Genomic DNA, 18,924 nt, shown 5'->3' with positions numbered 1-18,924 from the left:
AGCGCCGTGAAAGATACCGTCTCGCTCAAATTGAACCACGAATTCCGCCGGCTCTACAGTAAGGGAAAGTCGGCGGTCTCGCCCTGTGTGGCGGTATACTGCCGCCGGAACAAGCTGGGGAAGAACCGGCTGGGCCTGACCGTGGGGACCAAGGTGGGCAAGGCGGTGGTCCGCAACCGGACCCGCCGCCGCATCCGGGAGGCCTACCGGCTCCATGAGGGGCAGTTCCAGGTGGGCTATGACATCGTGGTGGTGGCGCGGGTGCGTGCCTCCTTCGCCCGTTATCGGGAGATCGAGCGGCAGCTTCTCAAGACCATGGACAAGCTGGGACTGGTCCGGAGGGAGAGCGTATGAAGGGTCTCCTTTTGGCCCTGATCCGCTTTTACCGCGCCAACATCTCCCCGCTGCGTCCCCCCTGCTGCCGGTTTATCCCCACCTGCTCGGCCTATGCCCTGGAGGCGGTGGAGAAGTATGGCGCGTGCAGGGGGGGCTGGCTTGCCCTGCGCCGGATTTTGAAATGTCATCCCTTTCACCGGCAGAAGAGCATCCAGTATGACCCCGTTCCCTGAGCCGTTTGTCTTCCAAATGTATCCCAGCGCCCCCATCCCGCGCGTGACTATCACTTTGGAGGCTGACACATGAAAATTCTCCTCTCCCCCTTTGTATGGGTGCTTAACACGTTTTATCAGATGACGGGCAGCTACGGCCTGGCCCTCATCCTCTTTGCGCTGGTGGTGAAGATCATCCTTTTCCCCTTCCAGCTCAAGGGCAAGAAGAGCATGATCCAGATGAACATGCTCTCCGGTCAGATGCAGAAGCTGCAAAAGCAGTACGGCAAGGACCGGGAACGCTACAACGCAGAGGTACAAAAGCTCTATGAGCGGGAAAAGGTCAACCCCATGGGCGGCTGCCTGTGGTCCTTTATCCCCCTGTTCATCCTGCTGCCCCTCTACTCCATCATCCGCGAGCCTCTGGTTTACCTGATGAACGTGGATGTGAACAACCTGAGCGCTATCGCCGATGTGCTCAACTGGGGCCAGGTGGCCTTTGACCAGAACTGGATCAAGACCGCCGGCGAGGCCTTCAATAACGGCGGTTATCATCAGCTGTACCTGTCCTCCCTCATTACCCCGGAAAACATGGCGGCGGTCCAGGCCGTGGCCGGGGAGGGCGCCAATATCTTCCCCATCAACTTTGACTTCCTGGGCATCTTCAACCTGGCTCTGGTGCCCCAGCTCAAGTTCTGGACCATCAGCGGGGGCTTTGCCCTGTTCCTGCTGCCCGTGATCTCCGCGGTGTCGGGCTTCATCTTCTCCCTGATCTCCCAGAAGACCAACGCGGTGAACAAGCAGTCGGCCGACGCCCAGAACAACCCCACCATGAAGACCATGCTCATCACCATGCCTCTGATCTCCCTGTGGATCGGCTTCTCCATGCCCGCGGCCCTGTGTCTCTACTGGATCATCCAGAACCTGCTCTCCATGGTGCAGGAGTTCATTTGCGGCAAGATGCTCAAGAAGGACTACGAGGAGGCCGCCGCCAAGGCAGCCGAGCGGGAGCGCCTGGAGAAGGAAGAGGAAAAGGAGCGCAAGCGCCTGGCCGCGGAGGAGCGGGCCCGCCGCATCGAGGAGGCCAAGCACGCCAAGGGCAAGAAGAAGAAGGAAATCCTGGAGTCCATGGAAAAGGACAACAAGGATACCGCCGTCATCTCGGTCAGCGGCATCGGACTGCGCTCCTATGCCCGTGGCCGGGCCTATGACCCCAACCGCTTCAGCCCCGACGGCCCCACCCCCTACCACGATCCCGACCGGGACTGGGACAACGCCAAGCAGGCCCAGGACACCCAGGAGGAGAAGAAGTCCCTCTTCGGCCGCAAAAAGAAGGCCGAGGAGCCGGTACAGACTCCCGTGGTGGAAGAAGAGAAACCTGTGACGCCTGTGGAGGAGCCCAAGATTTCCACACCGGAGACTCCCGCGGTGGAAAATGAGTCCGCAGACGATGTGGCCGAGGCGCCCTATGCCCCGGAGTCCGAGGAGGAGACTTCCCCGGAAGACGACAGCAAGGAGGGATAAGCCGTGCTGAAATGGATTGAGAGCACCGGCAAGACGGAGGAGGCCGCCGTAGAGGCGGCTCTGGCCAAGCTGGGCCTGGACCGGGACGATGTCTCGGTGGAGGTCCTGGAGCGGGCTAAGTCCGGTTTTCTGGGCATCGGCAGCTGCCCTGCCAAGGTGAAAGTGACCTATGAGGCCCCGGACGAGGTAGAGGAGGCCCCCGTGGTTTCCGCTCCTCCCGTGGAAGAGGTGGTCCCGGCCGCTGCCCCGGTACAGCCTGAGTCTGTGGTTGAGCCTGTCCCCGCTGCGGAGCCTGCTGCCGACCTGAGCGGCGATGAGGCGGCCGAGCGGATCCACAGCTTCCTCACCGGCCTGCTGGCCCATATGGGTGCGGAGGCCACGCCCCGCATCGAGCTGGACGAGCGCGGCAACTACCAGGTAGAGCTGGTGGGCCACAACCTGGGGGCCCTCATCGGCCGCCGGGGTGAGACCCTGGACGCCATCCAGCAGCTCACCGTCTATGCCGTCAACCGCGGCCTGAACAAGCGGGTGCGTATCCATCTGGATGCCGAGCACTATCGTGCCAAGCGGGAGGAATCTCTGGAGCGTCTGGCCAACAAGGTGGCCGGTAAGGTGGTCAAGTACCGCCGCAACGTCACGCTGGAGCCCATGAACGCCTATGAGCGCCATGTGATCCACACTGCGCTTCAGGACTACCCCGACATCACCACCTACTCGGTGGGCACTGAGCCCAACCGCCGTACCGTGGTGGCTTACAGCCGGGGCGAGCACCGGTAAGTAAATTTGCAGCAAGAGGCGGGACCCGTTTCGGGTCCCGCCTTTTCCACAGGTAAGCAGAAAAAAGTGGACAATACCTGGAAAATCCCTCTTGCAAGAATCGAACGTATGTTGTATAATCTTGTCGAACAAAAGTTCTTTTTACCAAAGGGGAACAAAGTGCCCCGCTGCCGCGTCCAAAAGGAAAAGGCCCCCGCCCGGGACAGACGGAGGACCGGGGCAGCGCGCAAGGGCCACGCAGGAGGGATCGGTATGGAGACAACCTATCTGAGTATGGATGCCCGCTATGTGACGGTCTTTCGCGGGGTAGAGGAGCAGGCCAGCGGCGGGGATCGGGTATGCTTTACCCGGCGGTCCCGCACCTCCTCCTGCGCCCCGTCTCCTGCCGGGAAGGTGGTGGACCTGGCGGCCTACCGCCGTCAGCTGGAGTGCGCATCAGAGCCCGAGGAGGCCCCTTCCCTGCCCACCCCCATGCGGGAGGAAATACCGGCCCGCAGCCGCCCGTGGAGTGAGCGGGTAGGCCTGGTGCTGGATCTGTGCGCCACCGGGGCCATCCTGTGTCTGACGGTGGGCGTGCTGCTGTGCTGCCTGTAAAAGAGAAGACCATACGGAATAAGAGAACGCCGCCGGCAGATGCCGGCGGCGTTCTTTCTGGTGTTCATACTTGGTGGGCGTGGCGGTACTTCTCCCGGGTGGCAATTCCTCCCCGGATGTGCCGCTGGGCCTTGTTCTCGTCCAGCACGCGCTTGACCTGGTGGTAGAGCGGCCGGTTAAACCCGGGCAGACGTTCGCTCAGGTCCTTGTGTACCGTGGATTTGCTGATGCCAAACTTCTGGGCGGCGGCACGGACAGTGGCCTTATGCTCGATGATGTACAAGGCCAGCTGTACGGCCCGCTCTTCCATGTTTCCCTTCACATAGCAACAACTCCTCTGCGCTTGCAGATGCACAGCTAACTATATGTGAAAGGAGCGGGGAGTATGTGGAAAACCAGGAAGCGTTTTTGGAAACGTGCGGAGAGATCAGGGCAGGATCTCGCCCTGAGTGGAGATGGTCACCACCTGCCAGGGGAGGAATTTGCCGCTGCGCTGGAGGGCCTGCTTGACCGCCAGCTCGATCCCGCCGCAGCAGGGGACCTCCATGCGCACCACGGTGACGCTCTGGATATCGTTGTTGGCCAGAATTTCGGTGAGCTTTTCGCTGTAATCCACGCTGTCCAGCTTGGGACAGCCCACCAGGGTGATTTTTCCACGGATGAAGTCCCGGTGGAAATTGGCGTAGGCGTAGGCAGTGCAGTCGGCGGCTACCAGGAGCTTGGCCCCGTCCAGCCAGGGGGCCCGGGTGGGGACCAGCTTGATCTGGACCGGCCACTGCATGAGCTCACTCTCCTGCTGGGCGGGAGCAGGCGCGGCCGTCCGAGCCGGACGGGAGAGGGACCGGGCGGCGCTGCCGGGACAGCCGCAGGGCAGGGGTGCAGACTGGGCGGCCTTGGCGGCCGCCTGCCGGGCCAGAACAGCGGCCTGGTCGTAGGGGGCGGCTTCCCGCTCCACAAAGGTGATGGCGTTGACGGGACAGGCGGGCAGGCAGTCCCCCAGACCGTCGCAGTAGTCGTCCCGCAGCAGGCGGGCCTTGCCGTTTACCATGCCGATGGCCCCCTCGTGGCAGGCCTTGGCGCAGGCTCCGCAGCCGTTGCAGGCCTCTTCGTCGATGTGAATGATCTTGCGGACCATAGTGATTTCCTCCCTCAGCAATGGGCGGCTTCGCCGCCTTTTTCTTGACTTTGTGCTCTGAGTATACTATGGTAAGAGAAAAAAAGCGGTTGGAAATCCAACGGAGGTAATCATGGAATCATTGGCAGCATCCCTTCTCCCCTGTCCCCTCTTCCGGGGCGTGTCCGCCGGGGAGCTCTCGGCTATGTGGAACTGTCTCCAGGCCCGGTCGGCACACTATGAAAAGGGGTGTATGATCTGGGAGGAGGGCCGCGCCGTACGGGAGGTGGGCGTGGTGCGCTCCGGAGCGGTACACATCCTGCGGGACGACTTCTGGGGCAACCGAAGCATCCAGGGCCAGGCCGGGCCCGGCGACCTTTTCGGAGAGGCTTACGCCTGCGGGGAGGAGCCCCTGGGGGTCAGCGTCCAGGCGGTGGAGGAGAGCGAGATCGTCTTCCTGGATGTGGAGCGGATTCTGACGGTGTGTCCTTCCTCCTGTCCCTTCCACGCCCGGCTGATTCACAATCTGGTGGGCGTGCTGGCCCAGAAAAACCGTCTGCTCAGCAGCAAGATCGATCAGGTCTCCCAGCGCACCACCCGCAGCAAGGTCCTCGCCTATTTGTCCTGGCAGGCCCAGCGGGCGGGAACGGCCCGCTTTGCCATTCCCTTTGACCGGCAGGGGCTGGCCGACTACCTGGCCGTGGACCGCAGTGCCCTCTCCGCTGAGCTGGGGAAAATGCGTCGGGAGGGGATCCTGGACTTTCACAAGAACCTCTTTGAGTTGAAGGAAGAGCCGTAATTACGCCTGCCCGGCAGGGGAAGCGCGCCTGTTCGGCGGGAACCCCTCTTTCTTTTCCAAAAGAAAGAGGGGGGAAAGAAAACGCGGAGGGGGAACGAGGACGCTTCCCCCTCCGGACCTCCCCCTCAGTGCACCCGCGACTTCGACTGCCGTCGGGAAAGAGCACCCAGTTTACTACGAGGCTCACCAGGTACCTCATAGGCAAACACTATTGCCTTTGACCCTCCGCACTTATGCAATTGCTGAGACTTGAGCCCAGCCCATCGGGGCGTACTTGAGGGGGGCCGGGGGAACCATCCCCCGGCCCGTTCTTTTCCACCGCTTTCTTACGGAAAAGAAAGTGGTGCCCCCGCCGGGCAGGCGATGCCCGCCGAACAGGCGGACTTCCCATTATAAAAACCCCCGGGGCACGGAAAATCTCCGTACCCCGGGGGTTACTTGTTTTTACACTTACACGTTGAAGCGGAAGAGAACGATGTCGCCGTCGTGCATGACATACTCCTTGCCCTCGGAGCGGACCAGGCCCTTCTCCTTAGCGGCGTTCATGGAGCCGTTGGCCTTCAGGTCCTCAAAGGCCACCACCTCGGCGCGGATGAAGCCACGTTCGAAATCGGTGTGGATCTTACCGGCGGCCTGGGGGGCCTTGGTGCCGTTGGTGATGGTCCAGGCGCGGCACTCGTCCTCACCGGCGGTGAGGAAGGAGATGAGGCCCAGCAGGGTGTAGCTGGCCTTGATGAGGCGGTCCAGACCGGACTCCTGGATGCCCAGATCCTCCAGGAACATGGCCTTCTCTTCCCCGTCCAGCTCGGCGATCTCGGCCTCCAGCTTGGCGCACACGGGGATAACCTGGGCCCCCTCCTTAGCGGCGATCTCCTCCACCTGCTTGTAGTAGGAGACGTTCTGGTAGTCGGCAAAGCCATCCTCATCCAGGTTGGCGGCGTAGATGATGGGCTTGAGAGAGAGCAGCTCGCTAGTGGCGATGATGGCCCGGTCCTCCTCGTCACACTGGAAGGAGCGGGCAGAGTTGCCGTCGTTCATCCAGTCCCGCAGGGCGGTGAAGAGCTCCACCTCGTGGAGGAACTTCTTATCGCTCTTGGCGGCCTTCTGGGCCTTGTCGATGCGCCGCTCCACCATCTCCACGTCGGCCATGATGAGCTCGATGTCGATGATGCCGATGTCGCGGACGGGATCGGTGGAACCCTCCACGTGGATGACGTTCTCGTCGTCAAAGCAGCGCACCACATGGACAATGGCGTTGGTCTCCCGGATGTTGGCCAGGAACTTGTTGCCCAGGCCCTCGCCCCGGGAGGCGCCCTTCACGAGGCCAGCGATGTCCACGAACTCGATGACGGCGGGGGTAGTCTTTTTGGGCTTGTAGAAGTCCGAGAGCCAGTCCAGCCGCGCGTCGGGCACGGCCACCACGCCCACGTTGGGGTCGATGGTGCAGAAGGGGTAGTTGGCGCTCTCCGCGCCGGCGTTGGTGATGGCGTTGAAGAGGGTCGATTTGCCCACGTTGGGGAGACCCACGATGCCGAGCTTCATATCAAAGACGTCCTTTCGGTGTGAAAATACGAAATTAGCCTATCTATTATACTGGATACCGGGGCAAAACACAAGGCTGCGTGCAAAAAAGCCCCCGGCTCTCTCAGAGAGCCGGGGGCCGCCAAACCCCTTACAGCAGGCACCACACCACCGTGTAAATCACAAAATACAGGATGGGCGGCAGGAGGATTAACAGAGAGGAGACAAAGGGCAGACTGGAAATATCCCGTTTAGGGGGTGGGGCTTCGGAAGCGACGGTGGGACTTCTGGTGTAATAGCTCAGGTTGCTCATGGTGCCATCCGTACCCACACAGCATAGGATCTCCACCAGCAGGATGATGGCCACAAAGATCTGCATGGGCCAGTGCTTCACGGTGCCGTAAATGGCGAAGAGTGCAAAGAGGACATAGTAGACGATATATCCGATGGTCCGCTTACTCACAGGGGCCACCTCCTTCAACCGACCTATACATACCACATAAATGGATGATATCTGCGGTGAAACATACCATCAATGCATGGGAAGCCCCTCCTTTTGTCAAATTTTATCATGGAGGCTTGCTCCTGTAAATAAAAATCCGGCCCCCGTACCGGGGGCCGGAAAAAAGATCGGCTCAGGAGAGCTGGAACTGTCCAGTGTAGAGCTGGTAGTAGCGTCCCTTCTGCTCCAGAAGCTCCTCGTGAGAGCCCTTCTCCTCGATCTCGCCGTGCTCGATGACCACGATGCAGTCGGAATTGCGCACGGTGGAGAGGCGGTGGGCAATGACGAAGACGGTGCGGCCCTCCATCAGGGCGTCCATACCCTGGGCGATGAGGGCCTCGGTCCGGGTATCGATGGAGGAGGTGGCCTCGTCCAGGATCATGACCGGGGGATCGGCCACCGCCGCCCGGGCAATGGCCAGCAGCTGCCGCTGGCCCTGGCTCAGGTTGCCGCCGTCGCCGGTGACGAAAGTGTTGTACCCGTCGGGCAGGCGGCGGATGAAGGAGTGGGCATTGGCAATCTTGGCGGCCTCAATGCACTCCTCATCGGTGGCGTCCAGCCGGCCATAGCGGATGTTGTCCATGATGGTGCCGGTGAAGAGGTGGGTATCCTGGAGCACCGCGCCCAGGGCGTGGCGGAGATCGTCCTTCCGGATGGACTGGACGTTGATGCCGTCAAAGGTGATCATGCCGCCCTCGATCTCATAGAAGCGGTTGATGAGGTTGGTGATGGTAGTCTTGCCCGCGCCGGTGGAGCCCACGAAGGCGATCTTCTGGCCCGGATTGGCGTAGACATTGATCTTTTTCAGGATGCGCTTTCCGGGCACATAGGAGAAATCCACATCGGTGAAGCGGACCGCGCCCTTGAGCTCGGTGAGGTAGTAGTCCTCGCCGGGCACATTGCGCACCGTGCCCCGGATGAGGTGGAGGGTGGTCTTACCGTTGGGATCGGCGTATTTCCAGGCCCAGCCGTGTGCAGAGAGCAGGGACAGGTCGGCGATGGGAGTCAGGGCCCCGTCGGCCTCCACCCGCACCCAGAGGCTCTCCTCCGAATCCTGATGGGGGGGCAGGAGCTTGAGCCCCTCCCCTGCCCGGACGGCCTGCCCCAGCTCGATGAGGTTCCCCTCTTCCCGGAGGACGGGAACCAGGGACATGGCGGCGGTGCGGGGCGTCTTCCAGGCCCAGGTGTGGGGACGGCCGGAGCCGGTGTGAGCAGAGAGAGTGCCGTTGGCGTCCTTCTCGGCCGGGACCAGGGTGACCACGCCCTGGTCCTCCTCGGGCTGGGCGTCCATGGCGTCAAAGATGCGCTCGGCGCCCGCCAGGGCGGAGAGAATGGTGGTCAGCTGCTGGGAGATCTGGCTCAGAGGCTGGCCCACCTGACGGCAGTAGCCCAGATACAGGGTAAAGGAGCCCAGCTTGAACCCGGCCAGCAGGGAGAGCACGCCGCCGAAAGCGGCGGTCAGGGCATAGCCCACGTTCATAATGTTCATGGAGATGGGCATGACTGCGGTGGAATAGAAGCTGGCGTTGGTAGCCGCATCCCGGTAGGTCTCATTGAGGCCCTGGAACTGCTCCTTGGCCTGCTCCTCATGGGTAAAGGCCTTGACCACCTTGAGGCCCTCGATCATCTCCTGGATGTTGCCGTTGACATCACCCAGGGCATCCTGCTGCTTCTTGTAATACCGGCGGCTGCGTCCGCCGAAGACCTTGAAGACCAGGAAGGTGGAGCCCAGAGTCAGAACAGATACCAGGAAGAGCAGAGGGCTCACCACCAGCATGACCACCACGATGCCCACGAACATGATAGCGCTGGAGACCAGGGAGACCAGGCTCTGCTCCAGAGCCATCTGGACATAGTCGGCGTCGTTGGTGAAGCGGCTCATGAGCTCGCCGTGGGTGTGCTTGTCGAAGTAGGACAGCGGAAGGGTCTGGAGGTGGTCAAAGAGGTCTTTGCGCAGGCGGTTGGTGCCCCGCTGGGCCAGCTGGACCATGATGGCCGACTGGGCGTAGACCGCCACCACGCCCACCAGATAGATGCCAACCAGCTTGAGGATATCCACAAGGAGGTCCATGGGGCCGGTATAGCCGCCGTAGGCGATGTTGTTGATGATGATGAGGTTGATGAAGGTGGAGCCGCCAATGTTGGTGCCTACCGAGAGCAGCAGGCACACCAGCACCAGAAAAAGAGGCCACTTCCGCTTGGTAAGGTAGCCCAGCAGGCGGGAGACCGTCCGCTTCAGGTCCTTGGGCTTTTCAAAGCCGCCGTGGGCTCCCGGGCCCCGCCGGGGCGCGCCGTGTGTATTGGCCATTACTCCTTCACTCCTTCCTGCTGAGACTGATAGATCTCCTGATAGATCTGGTTCGTGGCCATGAGCTCCTCATGGGTGCCGATGCCGTTGATCCGGCCGTCATCCAGGACCAGGATCCGGTCGGCATACTGCACCGAGGAGATGCGCTGGGCAATGATGATCACGGTGGTGCCCGCCAGGTTTTCCTTAAAGGAGGCACGGATGAGACCCTCGGTGGCCGAGTCCACGGCGGAGGTGGAGTCGTCCAGGATCAGGATGGAGGGATGGCGCAGCATGGCCCGGGCAATACACAGCCGCTGCTTCTGACCGCCCGAGACGTTGGTGCCGCCCTGGTCCAGCATGGTGTCAAAGCCGTCGGGCAGGTTCATGACAAAGTCGTAGGCCTGGGCGTTCTTGGCGGCCTGGATCATCTCCTCCTCGGTGGCGTCGGGACGGCCCCACAGGAGGTTCTCCCGGATGGTACCCGAGAAGAGCACGTTTTTCTGGAGCACCATGCCGATGCGGGCGCGCAGCTCATCCAGGGGATATTCACGTACATCCACGCCGTCCACCAGCACCGCGCCCTCGGTCACATCGTAGAACCGGGGGATCAGGTTGACCAGAGAGGACTTGCCGGTACCGGTGCCGCCCACGATGGCCAGGAACTCACCCGGCTTTACCTGGAAGTTCAGGTCCTCCAGTACGTCGTCGCCCGAGCCCTGAGCCTGATACTTGAAGGAGACGTTGCGGAACTCCACCTCGCCCCGGGGAGCCTCCAGATAGAGGTCCCGCTCTTCCGCCTTGGGCACATAGCCCGCAGGCAGAGGCCGCCGGGCGCCGTCCCGGATGGAGGGGCGGGTCTCCAGCACCTCGTCGATGCGCCGGGCGCAGGCGATGGCGCGGGAGAGCTGGAGCAGACTCATGGAGAGCATCATGACGCTCATCAGGATCTGGAAGATGTAGGTGATAAAGGAGCTCAGATCGCCGATGAGCATGGTGCCGCCCATGACCTGGCCGCCGCCGATGTAGAGCACGGCGGTGGTGGCCGCGTTCATGCTCAGAGTCATGATGGGCAGGATGAGGACCACGGTCATATCCACTTTCATGGTGGCGGCCGTCAGCTCGTCATTGGATTTCTTGAACTTGGCCTTCTCATGGACCTGCCGCACGAAGGCCTTCACCACCCGGATGGCCACCAGGTTCTCCTGGGTGGTGTTGTTGAGGGCGTCGATGCGCCGCTGCATGCGGTCAAAGAGCTTGCTGCACGTGCGCATGAGCAGGCCGATGGCCAGCGCCATCAGCGGAATGATGACCGCCATGACCAGGGTAAGCTGGGCATTGATGGTGATAGCCACCGCGAGAGCGGCCACCAGCATCACCACGGCCCGCACCAGCATCCGCAGGGCCATAGCCACCATCATCTGAATGGCGTTGACGTCGTTGGTGGTGCGGGTGATGAGGGAGGCCGAGGAGAAGCGGTCAATGTCGGCAAAGGAAAATTCCTGGATCTGATTGAAGAGGCCACGGCGCAGATTGGCGCCAAAACCCTGGGCGCTGATTGCGGCGAATTTGGCGCAGAACATGCCGCAGGTCATGCTGAACATGGCCAGGATCAGCATACCCAGGCCGGTCTGAAGAATGTAGGCCAGATCCTGATTGACAATGCCTACATCCACGATGGCGGCCATGAGCCGGGGGAGAGCCAGTTCGCAGGCCACCTCCAGGATCGCCATCAGCGGGGTGAGTATGGCGTATTTCTTGTACTCACCCAGGTATGGAAGCAGTTTTCGAAACATACCTTCTTGTTCCATCCTTTCCTAACAGAAGTCATCCGGGCCTTGAAAATCACTGCCGCGGAGGTTGCGGAGCATCCGGCGGTGGTAGCTGTTGAGCTGCTCCTGTTCTTCGGGGGAGAACCCGTCGAACATCTGCTCATCCACCTGCCCCAGGATCGTAAAGCACTGCTCAACGGCCCGGCTCCCCTTTGGGGTGATCGCGATCCGCTTGCACCGCTGGTCGGAGGGGTCTCCCCTCTTTTCCACATATCCGCTCCGCTCCAGGGATTTGAGGGACATGGCCACGGTGGCCGGCGTGACGTGCAGGGCATCGGCCAATTCTTTCTGAGAGGCCAGCTTCCCCTGCTCGCTCCAGTGGCGGATCAGAAAGAGCATGGGAGGAGAACCCAGATCCTCCAGACCGCCGGCGTTGAGCTGTGCCTGAGCCCGTTTCTGATGGGCCCGGTGCAGGGCGTGAAACAGGATACCAGGCATTTTACAGTTGGGTTTCAATCGAGATCACCTCCCGTCCGGTGAAAGAGTCCCAGATCATCAGCATACTAATGATTAGGGGGCTTACTTATTTTACGGAGGCAAAATCGATTTGTCAACCAAAAAATTGTAAAAATTTTATGACAACCAAAGGGCTGCCAAAACCGAGACGCTTAGAACGCACGTTTGCGTTTTGGGTGGGGGTATGATAAAATAGCACCAGATAAGGATTTAGGTTCTCCCCGCATCGGTGCGGGGAGCAGTCGAATAGAACAGGAGGGACCTGCCATGAAGGCGCTTTCCCCCAAGCAACAGCAGATTTATGAATTTATCATCGCCTTCCAGGCCGAGCACGGGTATCCCCCATCGGTGCGGGAGATCGGCGAAGAAGTGGGACTCAAGTCCCCCTCCACCGTCCACTTCCACCTGAAGGGACTGGAAGGGGCGGGACTCATCACGAAGGCCGAGGGCAAGACCCGGGCCATCACCGTGGTAGGTGCGCCCGCCCATCCGGTCCTGGAGGAGCTGGATCCCCGGCCCGACCGGGTGCCCGTGGTGGGCAATGTGGCGGCCGGCGCGCCCATTCTGGCCGAGGAGTGCGTGGAGGACTATCTCACCTTTGATACCGGCGGCCGCGCCGGGGAGTATTTTGCCCTGCGGGTGCGGGGAGAATCCATGCTCCGTGCGGGCATCCTCCCCGGGGACCTGGTGGTGGTCCACCGGCAGCAGGAGTGCCGCAGCGGCGAGATCGTAGTGGCCCTCTTTGAGGATGAGGCCACGGTCAAGACCCTCCGCCGGAAGGATGGAAAGACCTGGCTCATGCCGGAGAACCCGGACTACGAGCCCATTGATGGCACCTTTGCCCAGATCCTGGGGAAAGTAGTGGCCGTGGTGCGGCGGTATTAAGCCATGGAATTCCTGGTGTTTGATACGCCGTTGGGGCAGATGGCCCTGGCGGAGGAGGAAGGCGCGCTGACTCGCCTCTTCCTCCCCGGAGAGGGGATCCCACGCCTGGTCAGCCGGGAGACGCCCCTGCTCTCGAAGGGCCGTGACGAGATTCTGGCCTATCTGTGGGGGGAGCGGCACTCCTTTGACCTGCCCCTGGACCCCATGGGAACCCCCTTTCAGCAGGCCGTCTGGGCCGAGCTGAGGCGCATCCCCTACGGCGAGACCCGCTCCTATGCCCAGGTGGCCGCCGGGATCGGAAAGCCCAAGGCGGTGCGGGCCGTTGGGCAGGCCAATCACCGCAATCCCCTGCCCATTTTTATCCCCTGCCACCGAGTAATCGGTGCATCGGGGAAGCTCACCGGCTACGGCGGGGGGCTGGACCTGAAAGAAAAACTACTGGAACTGGAGGGAGCACGATGAAACGTCTGCTGGAAGCCGGAAATGCCTGTATTGCCGAGATGGACTGGAGAGACATGGCCCTGGTCAAGTTCTGCCTGTGCGCCATGGGAATGCTGCTGGGCCTGGCCGTTCCCAAGCGGGGGCGCAAGTGGGCCGCGCTGGGGGCGGCGGTCCTCTTTGTGGCCACCTATATTCCCCTGGTGCTGCGTTTTCTGCCCCACCTGGGCCGTGCCCTGAGCGGGCGGGAGGACTGATCTTTGAAACTGATTTCCTGGAACGTCAACGGACTGCGCGCCTGCCTGGGCAAGGGCTTTCTGGACTTTTTCCACCAGGCGGACGCGGATGTGGTCTGCCTGCAGGAGACCAAGCTCCAGCCCCATCAGATCGAGCTGGAGCTGCCCGGCTACCATCAGTACTGGAACTCGGCGGAGAAAAAGGGCTATTCCGGTACCGCCGTGTTTACCCGGAAGGAGCCGCTTTCTGTCACCTACGGCATCGGCATGCCGGAGCACGACACGGAGGGGCGGGTCATCACCGCCGAGTATGAGGACTTCTTCCTGGTGTGCTGCTATACCCCCAACGCCCAGCGGGAGCTGACCCGCCTTGCCTACCGCATGGAGTGGGAGGACGCCTTCCGCGCCTATCTGAAGGGATTGGACGGGCAAAAGCCGGTCATCCTCTGCGGGGACCTGAATGTGGCCCATCAGGACATCGACCTGAAAAACTTCAAATCCAACCGGGGCAACGCCGGTTTTACCGATGAGGAGCGGGGTAAGATGACCGAGCTGCTCTCCGCCGGCTTCACCGATACCTTCCGCTGGCTCTATCCCGAGGTGACGGGGGCCTACTCCTGGTGGTCCTATATGTACCACGCCCGGGAAAAGAACGCGGGTTGGAGAATCGACTATTTTATCGTCTCCGACCGCCTGCGGGAGCGGATCGCCGACAGCCGCATCCTGCCCGAGGTGATGGGCAGCGACCACTGCCCCGTGGAGCTGGAGCTGAGAGAGCCATGACCAAAACCGAACAACTGGACAAGCTGGCCCGGGACGGGGAGGAGCGGCTCCTCCTGGCCCGGGCCCTGGACAAGCTGGAGACCGCCCGGCGCAAGAACATCCCGGCGGCCACCGGCTTTTTATCCCCAGCGGAGCGGGTCAGTGTGGAAAACCTGATCGCGGCCAACGGCCATCCCCCTCACCTGTTCTTCGGCGGGTACCCGGGGGCGGAGCGGACCATCTGTCTCTTCCTCCCCGACTGGCAGGAGCCGGAGGATGCCCTGACCCTGGCCATGGCGGATGAGGGGCCGGTGAAGGCCTTGCGCTGTACCTATAACGCCGACGGAGGGATTACCCACCGGGACATCCTGGGGGCCATCCTGGGCCAGGGGATCACCCGGGAGAAGGTGGGCGACCTGTTGGTGGGACCGGAGAGCTGTGATGTGCTGGTGCTGGAAGAGCTGGCGGACTACCTGCTCCTCCATCTGGACAGCGCCGGACGGACCCGCCTCAAGACGGGACCCATTTCCCTCTCCCAGATTTCTCCGCCGGAGGTGCGCATCAAGACCATCCGGGACACGGTGGCCACCCCCCGGCTGGACGCCCTGGTGGCCTGCGCCTTTTCCACCTCCCGGAGCAAGGCGGCGGACTTTATCTCCGCGGGGCGGGTACAGCTCAACCACCGGGAGTGCACCAAGGCCGACAAGGCGGTGGAAGAAGGGGACGTGCTCTCCTGCCGGGGACTGGGCAAGGCCGCCGTCCGGGAGCTGGGCGGCCGTTCCAAAAAAGGCCGGATCATGGTGGTGCTGGAGCGCTATCTGTAATCCCCTCCCCCCAACCCAACGAAGAAAGGAACATCCCTTATGATTACACAAGCGCAGATCGACCGGATCAATGAGCTGGCCCGTAAGGCGAAGACGCCGGAGGGCCTCACCCCCGCGGAGGTGGAGGAGCGGGACATCCTCCGCCGGGCCTATATCGCCTCGGTGCGGGCCAACCTGGTGGGCCAGCTGGAGAATACCTATATCGTAGAGCCCGATGGCACCAAGCACCGGGTCACACACAAGGACGACTGAGAGGAGCACCCCATGGTATTGACAACGGAAAATAACCTGGAACAGCGCATCGCCCGGGTGGATGCGGCCGTCGCCCTGCGGGAGGGCGACCGGGTCCCCATGGCCCCTAAGATTGGCATGGCCTACGCCCAGACCGCCGGCATTGACCGGTATGAGGCGCTCAACGACGCCCGTCTTCTCCGGCCTGGTGTGGAGAAATTTTTGCAGACCTATCCCTGCGACCTGTTCTGGGCCGGCTCGGGCTACCCCATCCCCATGATGGAGACCCTAGGGACTACCGCCATCCGCTGGCCGGGCGCCACCTGCGGCGTGCCCCTGAACCAGGGTTTCCAGATCGTAGACGGCACCTATATGGAGGAGGACGAGTACGACGAGTTCCTCCGGGACCCCTCTCACTTCTGCATGACCAAGGTCTTTCCCCGCAAGCACAAGAAGCTGGCGGGGCTGGCCAAGCTGAACTTCCACGAGGTGGTGGAGTTCGGTCACTATGCATCCATGGCGGCCTTTGCCGATCCGGAGGTCCGGCAGGCCCTTCTGACCCTCATGTTCGCCGGAGAGCAGGCGGTGGAGTGGCAGCGGAACTCCGCCCTCCTGCGGGAGACCGCCCTGGCCTGTCAGACCCCTCTGGGTGCGCTGGCGGGGCAGAACGCCCCCTATGACATGCTGGCCGACAACATCCGGGGCTTTTTGAATGTGCCCATGGACCTCTATGAGATCCCGGAGAAGGTGACGGCGGCCATCGACATCATGACGGAGTACGCCCTGCAGAACGTGCGCCGCCTGAAGAACACCGGCTCCAAGTACTGCTTTATGCCCCTCCACGGCGGCACGGACGACTTCATGAGTTTGGAGGATTACCGCACCTTCTACTGGCCCTCCCTGCGGCGGGTGATGGAGGAGATCATCGACTGCGGCATGATCCCCTATGTGTTCTGCGAGGGCAAGTATGACACCCGCCTGGAAGTCCTGCGGGAGGTCCCCCGGGGCAAGGTCATCTACATGTTCGAGCAGGTGGACATCGCCCGGGCCAAGGCAGTGCTGGGCGACACCGCCTGCATCTGCGGCAACCTCCCCACCTCCCTCCTGCTCTACGGCAAGCCCCACGAGGTGGTGGACGAGACCCGGCGCCTGCTGGACACCTGCGCCTCCGGCGGCGGCTTCCTGATGGACTGCTCCATCGTGCTGGACCACTACAAAGAGGAGAATCTGGAGGCGTGGTTTGATACCACCCTCCAGTATGGGCGCTATTGAGCCCGGAACAAAAAAGCCCCGCTCTCGTTTTCGAGAGCGGGGCTTTCTGCATGTGCGGCGGATCAGGAGGCGCTGGCCAGCACCTCGCGGATATAGGACGGGACCTCTTCCCGTTCCAAATCCAGGGCGACGCACAGCTCACCGTAGAGCTGATCTTCAGCCAGACGGAGATAGCGCTCATCCAGCTTGCCGGGCTTACGCCCGTTGTCGGTGGCCGAGCGGTTTTTCTCATGAATGCTCTTGATGAGGCGGAGGAGCTCCACACAGTCGGAGGTCTGATAGGCATCCTGATAATAGCGGGACAGAGCGGGGAGACTGGTGATGCGGATGGCCTCAGTCTCGATGGAGGGAATGCTGCGCACCAGTTCCTCGGCCTGTCCCCGGGTCAGCACAGGGCGCAGCGCGACCTTGGTGTCCACAGGGATGATGATGGTCTCGGTGGTATAGAGCGGCTTGAGCGTGTAATAGAGCCGCTCAGGGGCCTCTCCATTGCCGGGCCTTGTGGCGATCTCCCGGACACGGCAGACGCCGTTCCGGCCGTACACAAGCAACGATCCAACGGGATACATGAGTTGGCCTCCTCTTCTATTAATATCATATAGTATACCACAGAATGGAGATACTTTTCTATATTAAATGAAGAAAAAATAAAAATATAAAAACTTTTTATTTTTATAATGACGGAAAATAAGTCATATACAGCATAATATACACAAAAATAAGATAGAAATAAAAATAGAACAGATCATAAAAAAGAAAACTTTTTCTGCGGAAAAGCATGCGGCACAGGGGACACCGCAGAATAGAACAGGCGGCCCGGTCTGCTGCTTTGACCGGACCGCCTGACTTGAGAAAGAGGGGAAATATCCAGTTGGATCAATAGCCGAAACCGAAGGGCCAATTGTAGTAGCCGTTGTTCTGCTGGGACTGCTGTTGCTGCTGAGAGGCCTCCAGCTTCTCCTGGCTGAGCTCTTCCTGCAGGTCGCTCAGGGCGTTCTGCCGCTCCTGGTTGTCCTCATCCAGGACCACGGAGAGGTCCTGCTTCTCCCCGTCGCGGTAAATGGTGAAGGTGACGGTATCGCCGGCCTTTTTATCCCGCACGGCGTCCTTCAGCGCGGTGCTGGAATCCACCTCCGTGCCGTCCACAGCGCAGATGATGTCACCCTTCTGGATGCCGGCCTTCTCAGCGCAGGAGCCCTCGAGGACGGCCTCCACCGAAGCACCGGCGGGCACGCCGTACTTGGTGGCGTAGTCGGGCACATCGGTCATCAGGATGCCCACATTGGGCTTTCCGGTGACATAGCCGTGCTCAATGATGTCGGTGATCATGCTGCGCACGTCATTGATGGGGATCGCAAAGCCCAGACCCTCGATGCTGGCCTCCGAGGAGTCGCCGTTGCTGGAGAGCTTAGCGGAGGTGATGCCCACCACTTCTCCGTAGGCGTTGAAGAGGGGGCCGCCGGAGTTACCGGAGTTGATGGCGGTGTTGGTCTGGAGCATATTCATGGTCTGCCCCTCGCTGGTGGTGACCGAGCGGTCCTTGGCCGAGACCAGGCCGTCGGTGAGGGACCAGGTCAGCTCACCCAGGGGGTTGCCGATGGTGTAGACCGGCTCACCCACCACCAGGGAGTCGGAATCGCCCAGGGTGAGCGCGTGGAGGCCGGTGGCCTCGATCTTGAGCACGGCCACATCGTTCTCGGCCTCGCCGCCCACCAGCTTGGCGTCATAGGTCTGGCCGTCCACAAAGGCGACCTTGATGGAGGTGGCGTCCTTGATGACGTGGTAGTTGGTGACGATATAGCCGTCCGAGGAGATCACGAAGCCGGAACCGGCGGCGGCGCCCTGCACCACATAGCCGTAGACATTGGTGTTGACCTCAGTGGTGATACCCACACAGGCATCCACATTGGCGGCATAGAGCTGGGCGGGGGTCATGGCCTCGCCCGACTTGACGCTGGTGGTATCTACATTGACGGTGGGGTGATTCCCGCCCTCATAGAGGACGGTATTGTTGGAAGAGCGGGAGATGTACCAGGCGCTTCCGCCGCCCACCAGACCGCCGACCAGGGCGCAGCACAGGCCGAGGGCCACGACTTTGCCGGCCATGCCGCCTTTCTTGCGGGGCGGCTTGGGGGGCTGGGAGCCGGTATCCCAGGGGTCGCTGTGTACGTGGAACTGGGTGGTCTCTATGGGATTGGTATCCGGTCCATCGGACTGGGGACGAAATTCCTGATTGTCAAACATAACACTCGCTCCTTTTGAGGGTTCTCTCTTGAACTGCTCTTAGGATACCCACAAAATATGTCCAAAGCGTGAAGAAAC

22 protein-coding genes are annotated in these 18,924 nt (G+C 61.6%); 13 read left to right on the top strand and 9 right to left on the bottom strand.

Going from position 1 to position 18,924, the window contains the following annotated elements; translation table 11 throughout:
* Nucleotides 1-6: 6 nt before the first annotated feature.
* The 5 genes from rnpA to GPK94_RS15335 all read left to right on the top strand — a co-directional run bounded on the left by rnpA (nucleotide 7) and on the right by GPK94_RS15335 (nucleotide 3,443).
* A complete protein-coding gene (gene rnpA / locus GPK94_RS15355) occupies nucleotides 7-354 on the top strand; it encodes a ribonuclease P protein component (RefSeq protein WP_101692563.1) in 348 nt (115 codons plus the stop codon).
* Nucleotides 351-569 (top strand): membrane protein insertion efficiency factor YidD, encoded by a 219-nt coding sequence (gene yidD / locus GPK94_RS15350; protein ID WP_101692562.1) that lies wholly within the window; start codon nucleotides 351-353, stop codon nucleotides 567-569. The genes rnpA and yidD overlap by 4 nt, the downstream gene beginning before the upstream one ends.
* A gap of 69 nt (nucleotides 570-638) precedes the next feature.
* Nucleotides 639-2,072, top strand: a complete 1,434-nt coding sequence (locus GPK94_RS15345) for a YidC/Oxa1 family membrane protein insertase (RefSeq protein ID WP_195278779.1) — start codon at nucleotides 639-641, stop codon at nucleotides 2,070-2,072.
* A 3-nt stretch (nucleotides 2,073-2,075) separates the two neighbouring features.
* On the top strand, nucleotides 2,076-2,849 hold the full coding sequence (gene jag, locus GPK94_RS15340; protein WP_215656209.1) for an RNA-binding cell elongation regulator Jag/EloR: 774 nt from the start codon (nucleotides 2,076-2,078) through the stop codon (nucleotides 2,847-2,849).
* 252 nt (nucleotides 2,850-3,101) lie between these two features.
* Nucleotides 3,102-3,443, top strand: a complete 342-nt coding sequence (locus GPK94_RS15335; RefSeq protein ID WP_215656208.1) for a hypothetical protein — start codon at nucleotides 3,102-3,104, stop codon at nucleotides 3,441-3,443.
* A gap of 64 nt (nucleotides 3,444-3,507) precedes the next feature.
* Here the strand turns inward: GPK94_RS15335 and spoIIID are convergent, their stop codons facing one another.
* Entirely contained in the window at nucleotides 3,508-3,765 is a 258-nt protein-coding gene (spoIIID, locus tag GPK94_RS15330) for a sporulation transcriptional regulator SpoIIID (RefSeq protein ID WP_101692558.1), read from the bottom strand.
* 105 nt (nucleotides 3,766-3,870) lie between these two features.
* Nucleotides 3,871-4,578 carry a 4Fe-4S binding protein gene (locus GPK94_RS15325; protein WP_195278782.1) on the bottom strand — a complete coding sequence of 236 codons (708 nt, stop codon included), beginning with the start codon at nucleotides 4,576-4,578 and terminating at the stop codon, nucleotides 3,871-3,873.
* 112 nt (nucleotides 4,579-4,690) lie between these two features.
* Between GPK94_RS15325 and GPK94_RS15320 the strand changes: the two genes are divergently transcribed.
* Nucleotides 4,691-5,356, top strand: a complete 666-nt coding sequence (locus GPK94_RS15320; protein WP_186963195.1) for a Crp/Fnr family transcriptional regulator — start codon at nucleotides 4,691-4,693, stop codon at nucleotides 5,354-5,356.
* Between the two features lie 450 nt (nucleotides 5,357-5,806).
* Here the strand turns inward: GPK94_RS15320 and ychF are convergent, their stop codons facing one another.
* The 5 genes from ychF to GPK94_RS15295 all read right to left on the bottom strand — a co-directional run bounded on the left by ychF (nucleotide 5,807) and on the right by GPK94_RS15295 (nucleotide 11,954).
* Complete coding sequence (ychF, locus tag GPK94_RS15315) at nucleotides 5,807-6,898, bottom strand: redox-regulated ATPase YchF (RefSeq protein ID WP_101692555.1); 1,092 nt, start codon at nucleotides 6,896-6,898, stop codon at nucleotides 5,807-5,809.
* Nucleotides 6,899-7,028: 130 nt separating this feature from the next.
* Nucleotides 7,029-7,340, bottom strand: coding sequence for a hypothetical protein (locus GPK94_RS15310; RefSeq protein ID WP_193535720.1), 312 nt, complete (start codon nucleotides 7,338-7,340; stop codon nucleotides 7,029-7,031).
* 172 nt (nucleotides 7,341-7,512) lie between these two features.
* Nucleotides 7,513-9,687, bottom strand: coding sequence for an ABC transporter ATP-binding protein (locus GPK94_RS15305; RefSeq protein ID WP_215656207.1), 2,175 nt, complete (start codon nucleotides 9,685-9,687; stop codon nucleotides 7,513-7,515).
* Nucleotides 9,687-11,462 carry an ABC transporter ATP-binding protein gene (locus GPK94_RS15300; protein ID WP_186963193.1) on the bottom strand — a complete coding sequence of 592 codons (1,776 nt, stop codon included), beginning with the start codon at nucleotides 11,460-11,462 and terminating at the stop codon, nucleotides 9,687-9,689. Before GPK94_RS15300 ends, GPK94_RS15305 begins: the two co-directional genes overlap by 1 nt.
* A 21-nt stretch (nucleotides 11,463-11,483) precedes the next feature.
* Nucleotides 11,484-11,954 carry a MarR family winged helix-turn-helix transcriptional regulator gene (locus GPK94_RS15295; protein ID WP_145996852.1) on the bottom strand — a complete coding sequence of 157 codons (471 nt, stop codon included), beginning with the start codon at nucleotides 11,952-11,954 and terminating at the stop codon, nucleotides 11,484-11,486.
* A gap of 267 nt (nucleotides 11,955-12,221) precedes the next feature.
* Between GPK94_RS15295 and lexA the strand changes: the two genes are divergently transcribed.
* The 7 genes from lexA to GPK94_RS15260 are packed head-to-tail and all read left to right on the top strand — an operon-like array spanning nucleotide 12,222 to nucleotide 16,602.
* Nucleotides 12,222-12,839 (top strand): transcriptional repressor LexA, encoded by a 618-nt coding sequence (lexA, locus tag GPK94_RS15290; RefSeq protein WP_101692521.1) that lies wholly within the window; start codon nucleotides 12,222-12,224, stop codon nucleotides 12,837-12,839.
* Nucleotides 12,840-12,842: 3 nt separating this feature from the next.
* The gene (locus GPK94_RS15285; protein WP_215656206.1) at nucleotides 12,843-13,301 is read left to right on the top strand and encodes a methylated-DNA--[protein]-cysteine S-methyltransferase; all 459 of its coding nucleotides are present in this window, start codon (nucleotides 12,843-12,845) and stop codon (nucleotides 13,299-13,301) included.
* A complete protein-coding gene (locus GPK94_RS15280) occupies nucleotides 13,298-13,534 on the top strand; it encodes a permease of phosphate ABC transporter (RefSeq protein ID WP_215656205.1) in 237 nt (78 codons plus the stop codon). The genes GPK94_RS15285 and GPK94_RS15280 overlap by 4 nt, the downstream gene beginning before the upstream one ends.
* A 3-nt stretch (nucleotides 13,535-13,537) precedes the next feature.
* Complete coding sequence (locus GPK94_RS15275; protein WP_101692518.1) at nucleotides 13,538-14,296, top strand: exodeoxyribonuclease III; 759 nt, start codon at nucleotides 13,538-13,540, stop codon at nucleotides 14,294-14,296.
* The gene (locus GPK94_RS15270) at nucleotides 14,293-15,099 is read left to right on the top strand and encodes a YlmH/Sll1252 family protein (protein WP_215656204.1); all 807 of its coding nucleotides are present in this window, start codon (nucleotides 14,293-14,295) and stop codon (nucleotides 15,097-15,099) included. Before GPK94_RS15275 ends, GPK94_RS15270 begins: the two co-directional genes overlap by 4 nt.
* 42 nt (nucleotides 15,100-15,141) lie before the next feature.
* Nucleotides 15,142-15,351 carry a DUF896 domain-containing protein gene (locus GPK94_RS15265; protein ID WP_186963250.1) on the top strand — a complete coding sequence of 70 codons (210 nt, stop codon included), beginning with the start codon at nucleotides 15,142-15,144 and terminating at the stop codon, nucleotides 15,349-15,351.
* A gap of 12 nt (nucleotides 15,352-15,363) precedes the next feature.
* Nucleotides 15,364-16,602, top strand: coding sequence for a uroporphyrinogen decarboxylase family protein (locus GPK94_RS15260; protein WP_215656203.1), 1,239 nt, complete (start codon nucleotides 15,364-15,366; stop codon nucleotides 16,600-16,602).
* Between the two features lie 62 nt (nucleotides 16,603-16,664).
* On the opposite strand, the gene GPK94_RS15255 is transcribed toward GPK94_RS15260, so the two are convergent.
* Together GPK94_RS15255 and GPK94_RS15250 are read right to left on the bottom strand one after the other, a co-directional pair.
* Nucleotides 16,665-17,171: a CarD family transcriptional regulator gene (locus GPK94_RS15255; RefSeq protein ID WP_101692515.1), complete on the bottom strand. Its 507-nt coding sequence runs from the start codon at nucleotides 17,169-17,171 to the stop codon at nucleotides 16,665-16,667.
* A gap of 307 nt (nucleotides 17,172-17,478) precedes the next feature.
* Nucleotides 17,479-18,846: a trypsin-like peptidase domain-containing protein gene (locus GPK94_RS15250; protein ID WP_101692514.1), complete on the bottom strand. Its 1,368-nt coding sequence runs from the start codon at nucleotides 18,844-18,846 to the stop codon at nucleotides 17,479-17,481.
* Between the last annotated feature and the right edge of the window lie 78 nt (nucleotides 18,847-18,924).

The sequence above is a fragment of the Pseudoflavonifractor sp. MCC625 genome, assembly GCF_018784545.1.
In the GTDB taxonomy this organism is placed as follows: domain Bacteria; phylum Bacillota; class Clostridia; order Oscillospirales; family Oscillospiraceae; genus Pseudoflavonifractor_A; species Pseudoflavonifractor_A gallinarum.
This window is presented reverse-complemented; position numbering and strand designations above follow the sequence as displayed.

Coding starts and splice junctions, on each gene's coding strand:
- lexA (WP_101692521.1), top strand. CDS start 12,222: ATGAAGGCGCTTTCCCCCAAGCAACAGCAGATTTATGAATTTATCATC.
- GPK94_RS15255 (WP_101692515.1), bottom strand. CDS start 17,171: ATGTATCCCGTTGGATCGTTGCTTGTGTACGGCCGGAACGGCGTCTGC.
- GPK94_RS15325 (WP_195278782.1), bottom strand. CDS start 4,578: ATGGTCCGCAAGATCATTCACATCGACGAAGAGGCCTGCAACGGCTGC.
- GPK94_RS15280 (WP_215656205.1), top strand. CDS start 13,298: ATGAAACGTCTGCTGGAAGCCGGAAATGCCTGTATTGCCGAGATGGAC.
- GPK94_RS15260 (WP_215656203.1), top strand. CDS start 15,364: ATGGTATTGACAACGGAAAATAACCTGGAACAGCGCATCGCCCGGGTG.
- yidD (WP_101692562.1), top strand. CDS start 351: ATGAAGGGTCTCCTTTTGGCCCTGATCCGCTTTTACCGCGCCAACATC.
- GPK94_RS15285 (WP_215656206.1), top strand. CDS start 12,843: ATGGAATTCCTGGTGTTTGATACGCCGTTGGGGCAGATGGCCCTGGCG.
- GPK94_RS15335 (WP_215656208.1), top strand. CDS start 3,102: ATGGAGACAACCTATCTGAGTATGGATGCCCGCTATGTGACGGTCTTT.
- GPK94_RS15250 (WP_101692514.1), bottom strand. CDS start 18,846: ATGTTTGACAATCAGGAATTTCGTCCCCAGTCCGATGGACCGGATACC.
- ychF (WP_101692555.1), bottom strand. CDS start 6,898: ATGAAGCTCGGCATCGTGGGTCTCCCCAACGTGGGCAAATCGACCCTC.
- GPK94_RS15270 (WP_215656204.1), top strand. CDS start 14,293: ATGACCAAAACCGAACAACTGGACAAGCTGGCCCGGGACGGGGAGGAG.
- GPK94_RS15345 (WP_195278779.1), top strand. CDS start 639: ATGAAAATTCTCCTCTCCCCCTTTGTATGGGTGCTTAACACGTTTTAT.
- GPK94_RS15320 (WP_186963195.1), top strand. CDS start 4,691: ATGGAATCATTGGCAGCATCCCTTCTCCCCTGTCCCCTCTTCCGGGGC.
- GPK94_RS15305 (WP_215656207.1), bottom strand. CDS start 9,687: ATGGCCAATACACACGGCGCGCCCCGGCGGGGCCCGGGAGCCCACGGC.
- GPK94_RS15300 (WP_186963193.1), bottom strand. CDS start 11,462: ATGTTTCGAAAACTGCTTCCATACCTGGGTGAGTACAAGAAATACGCC.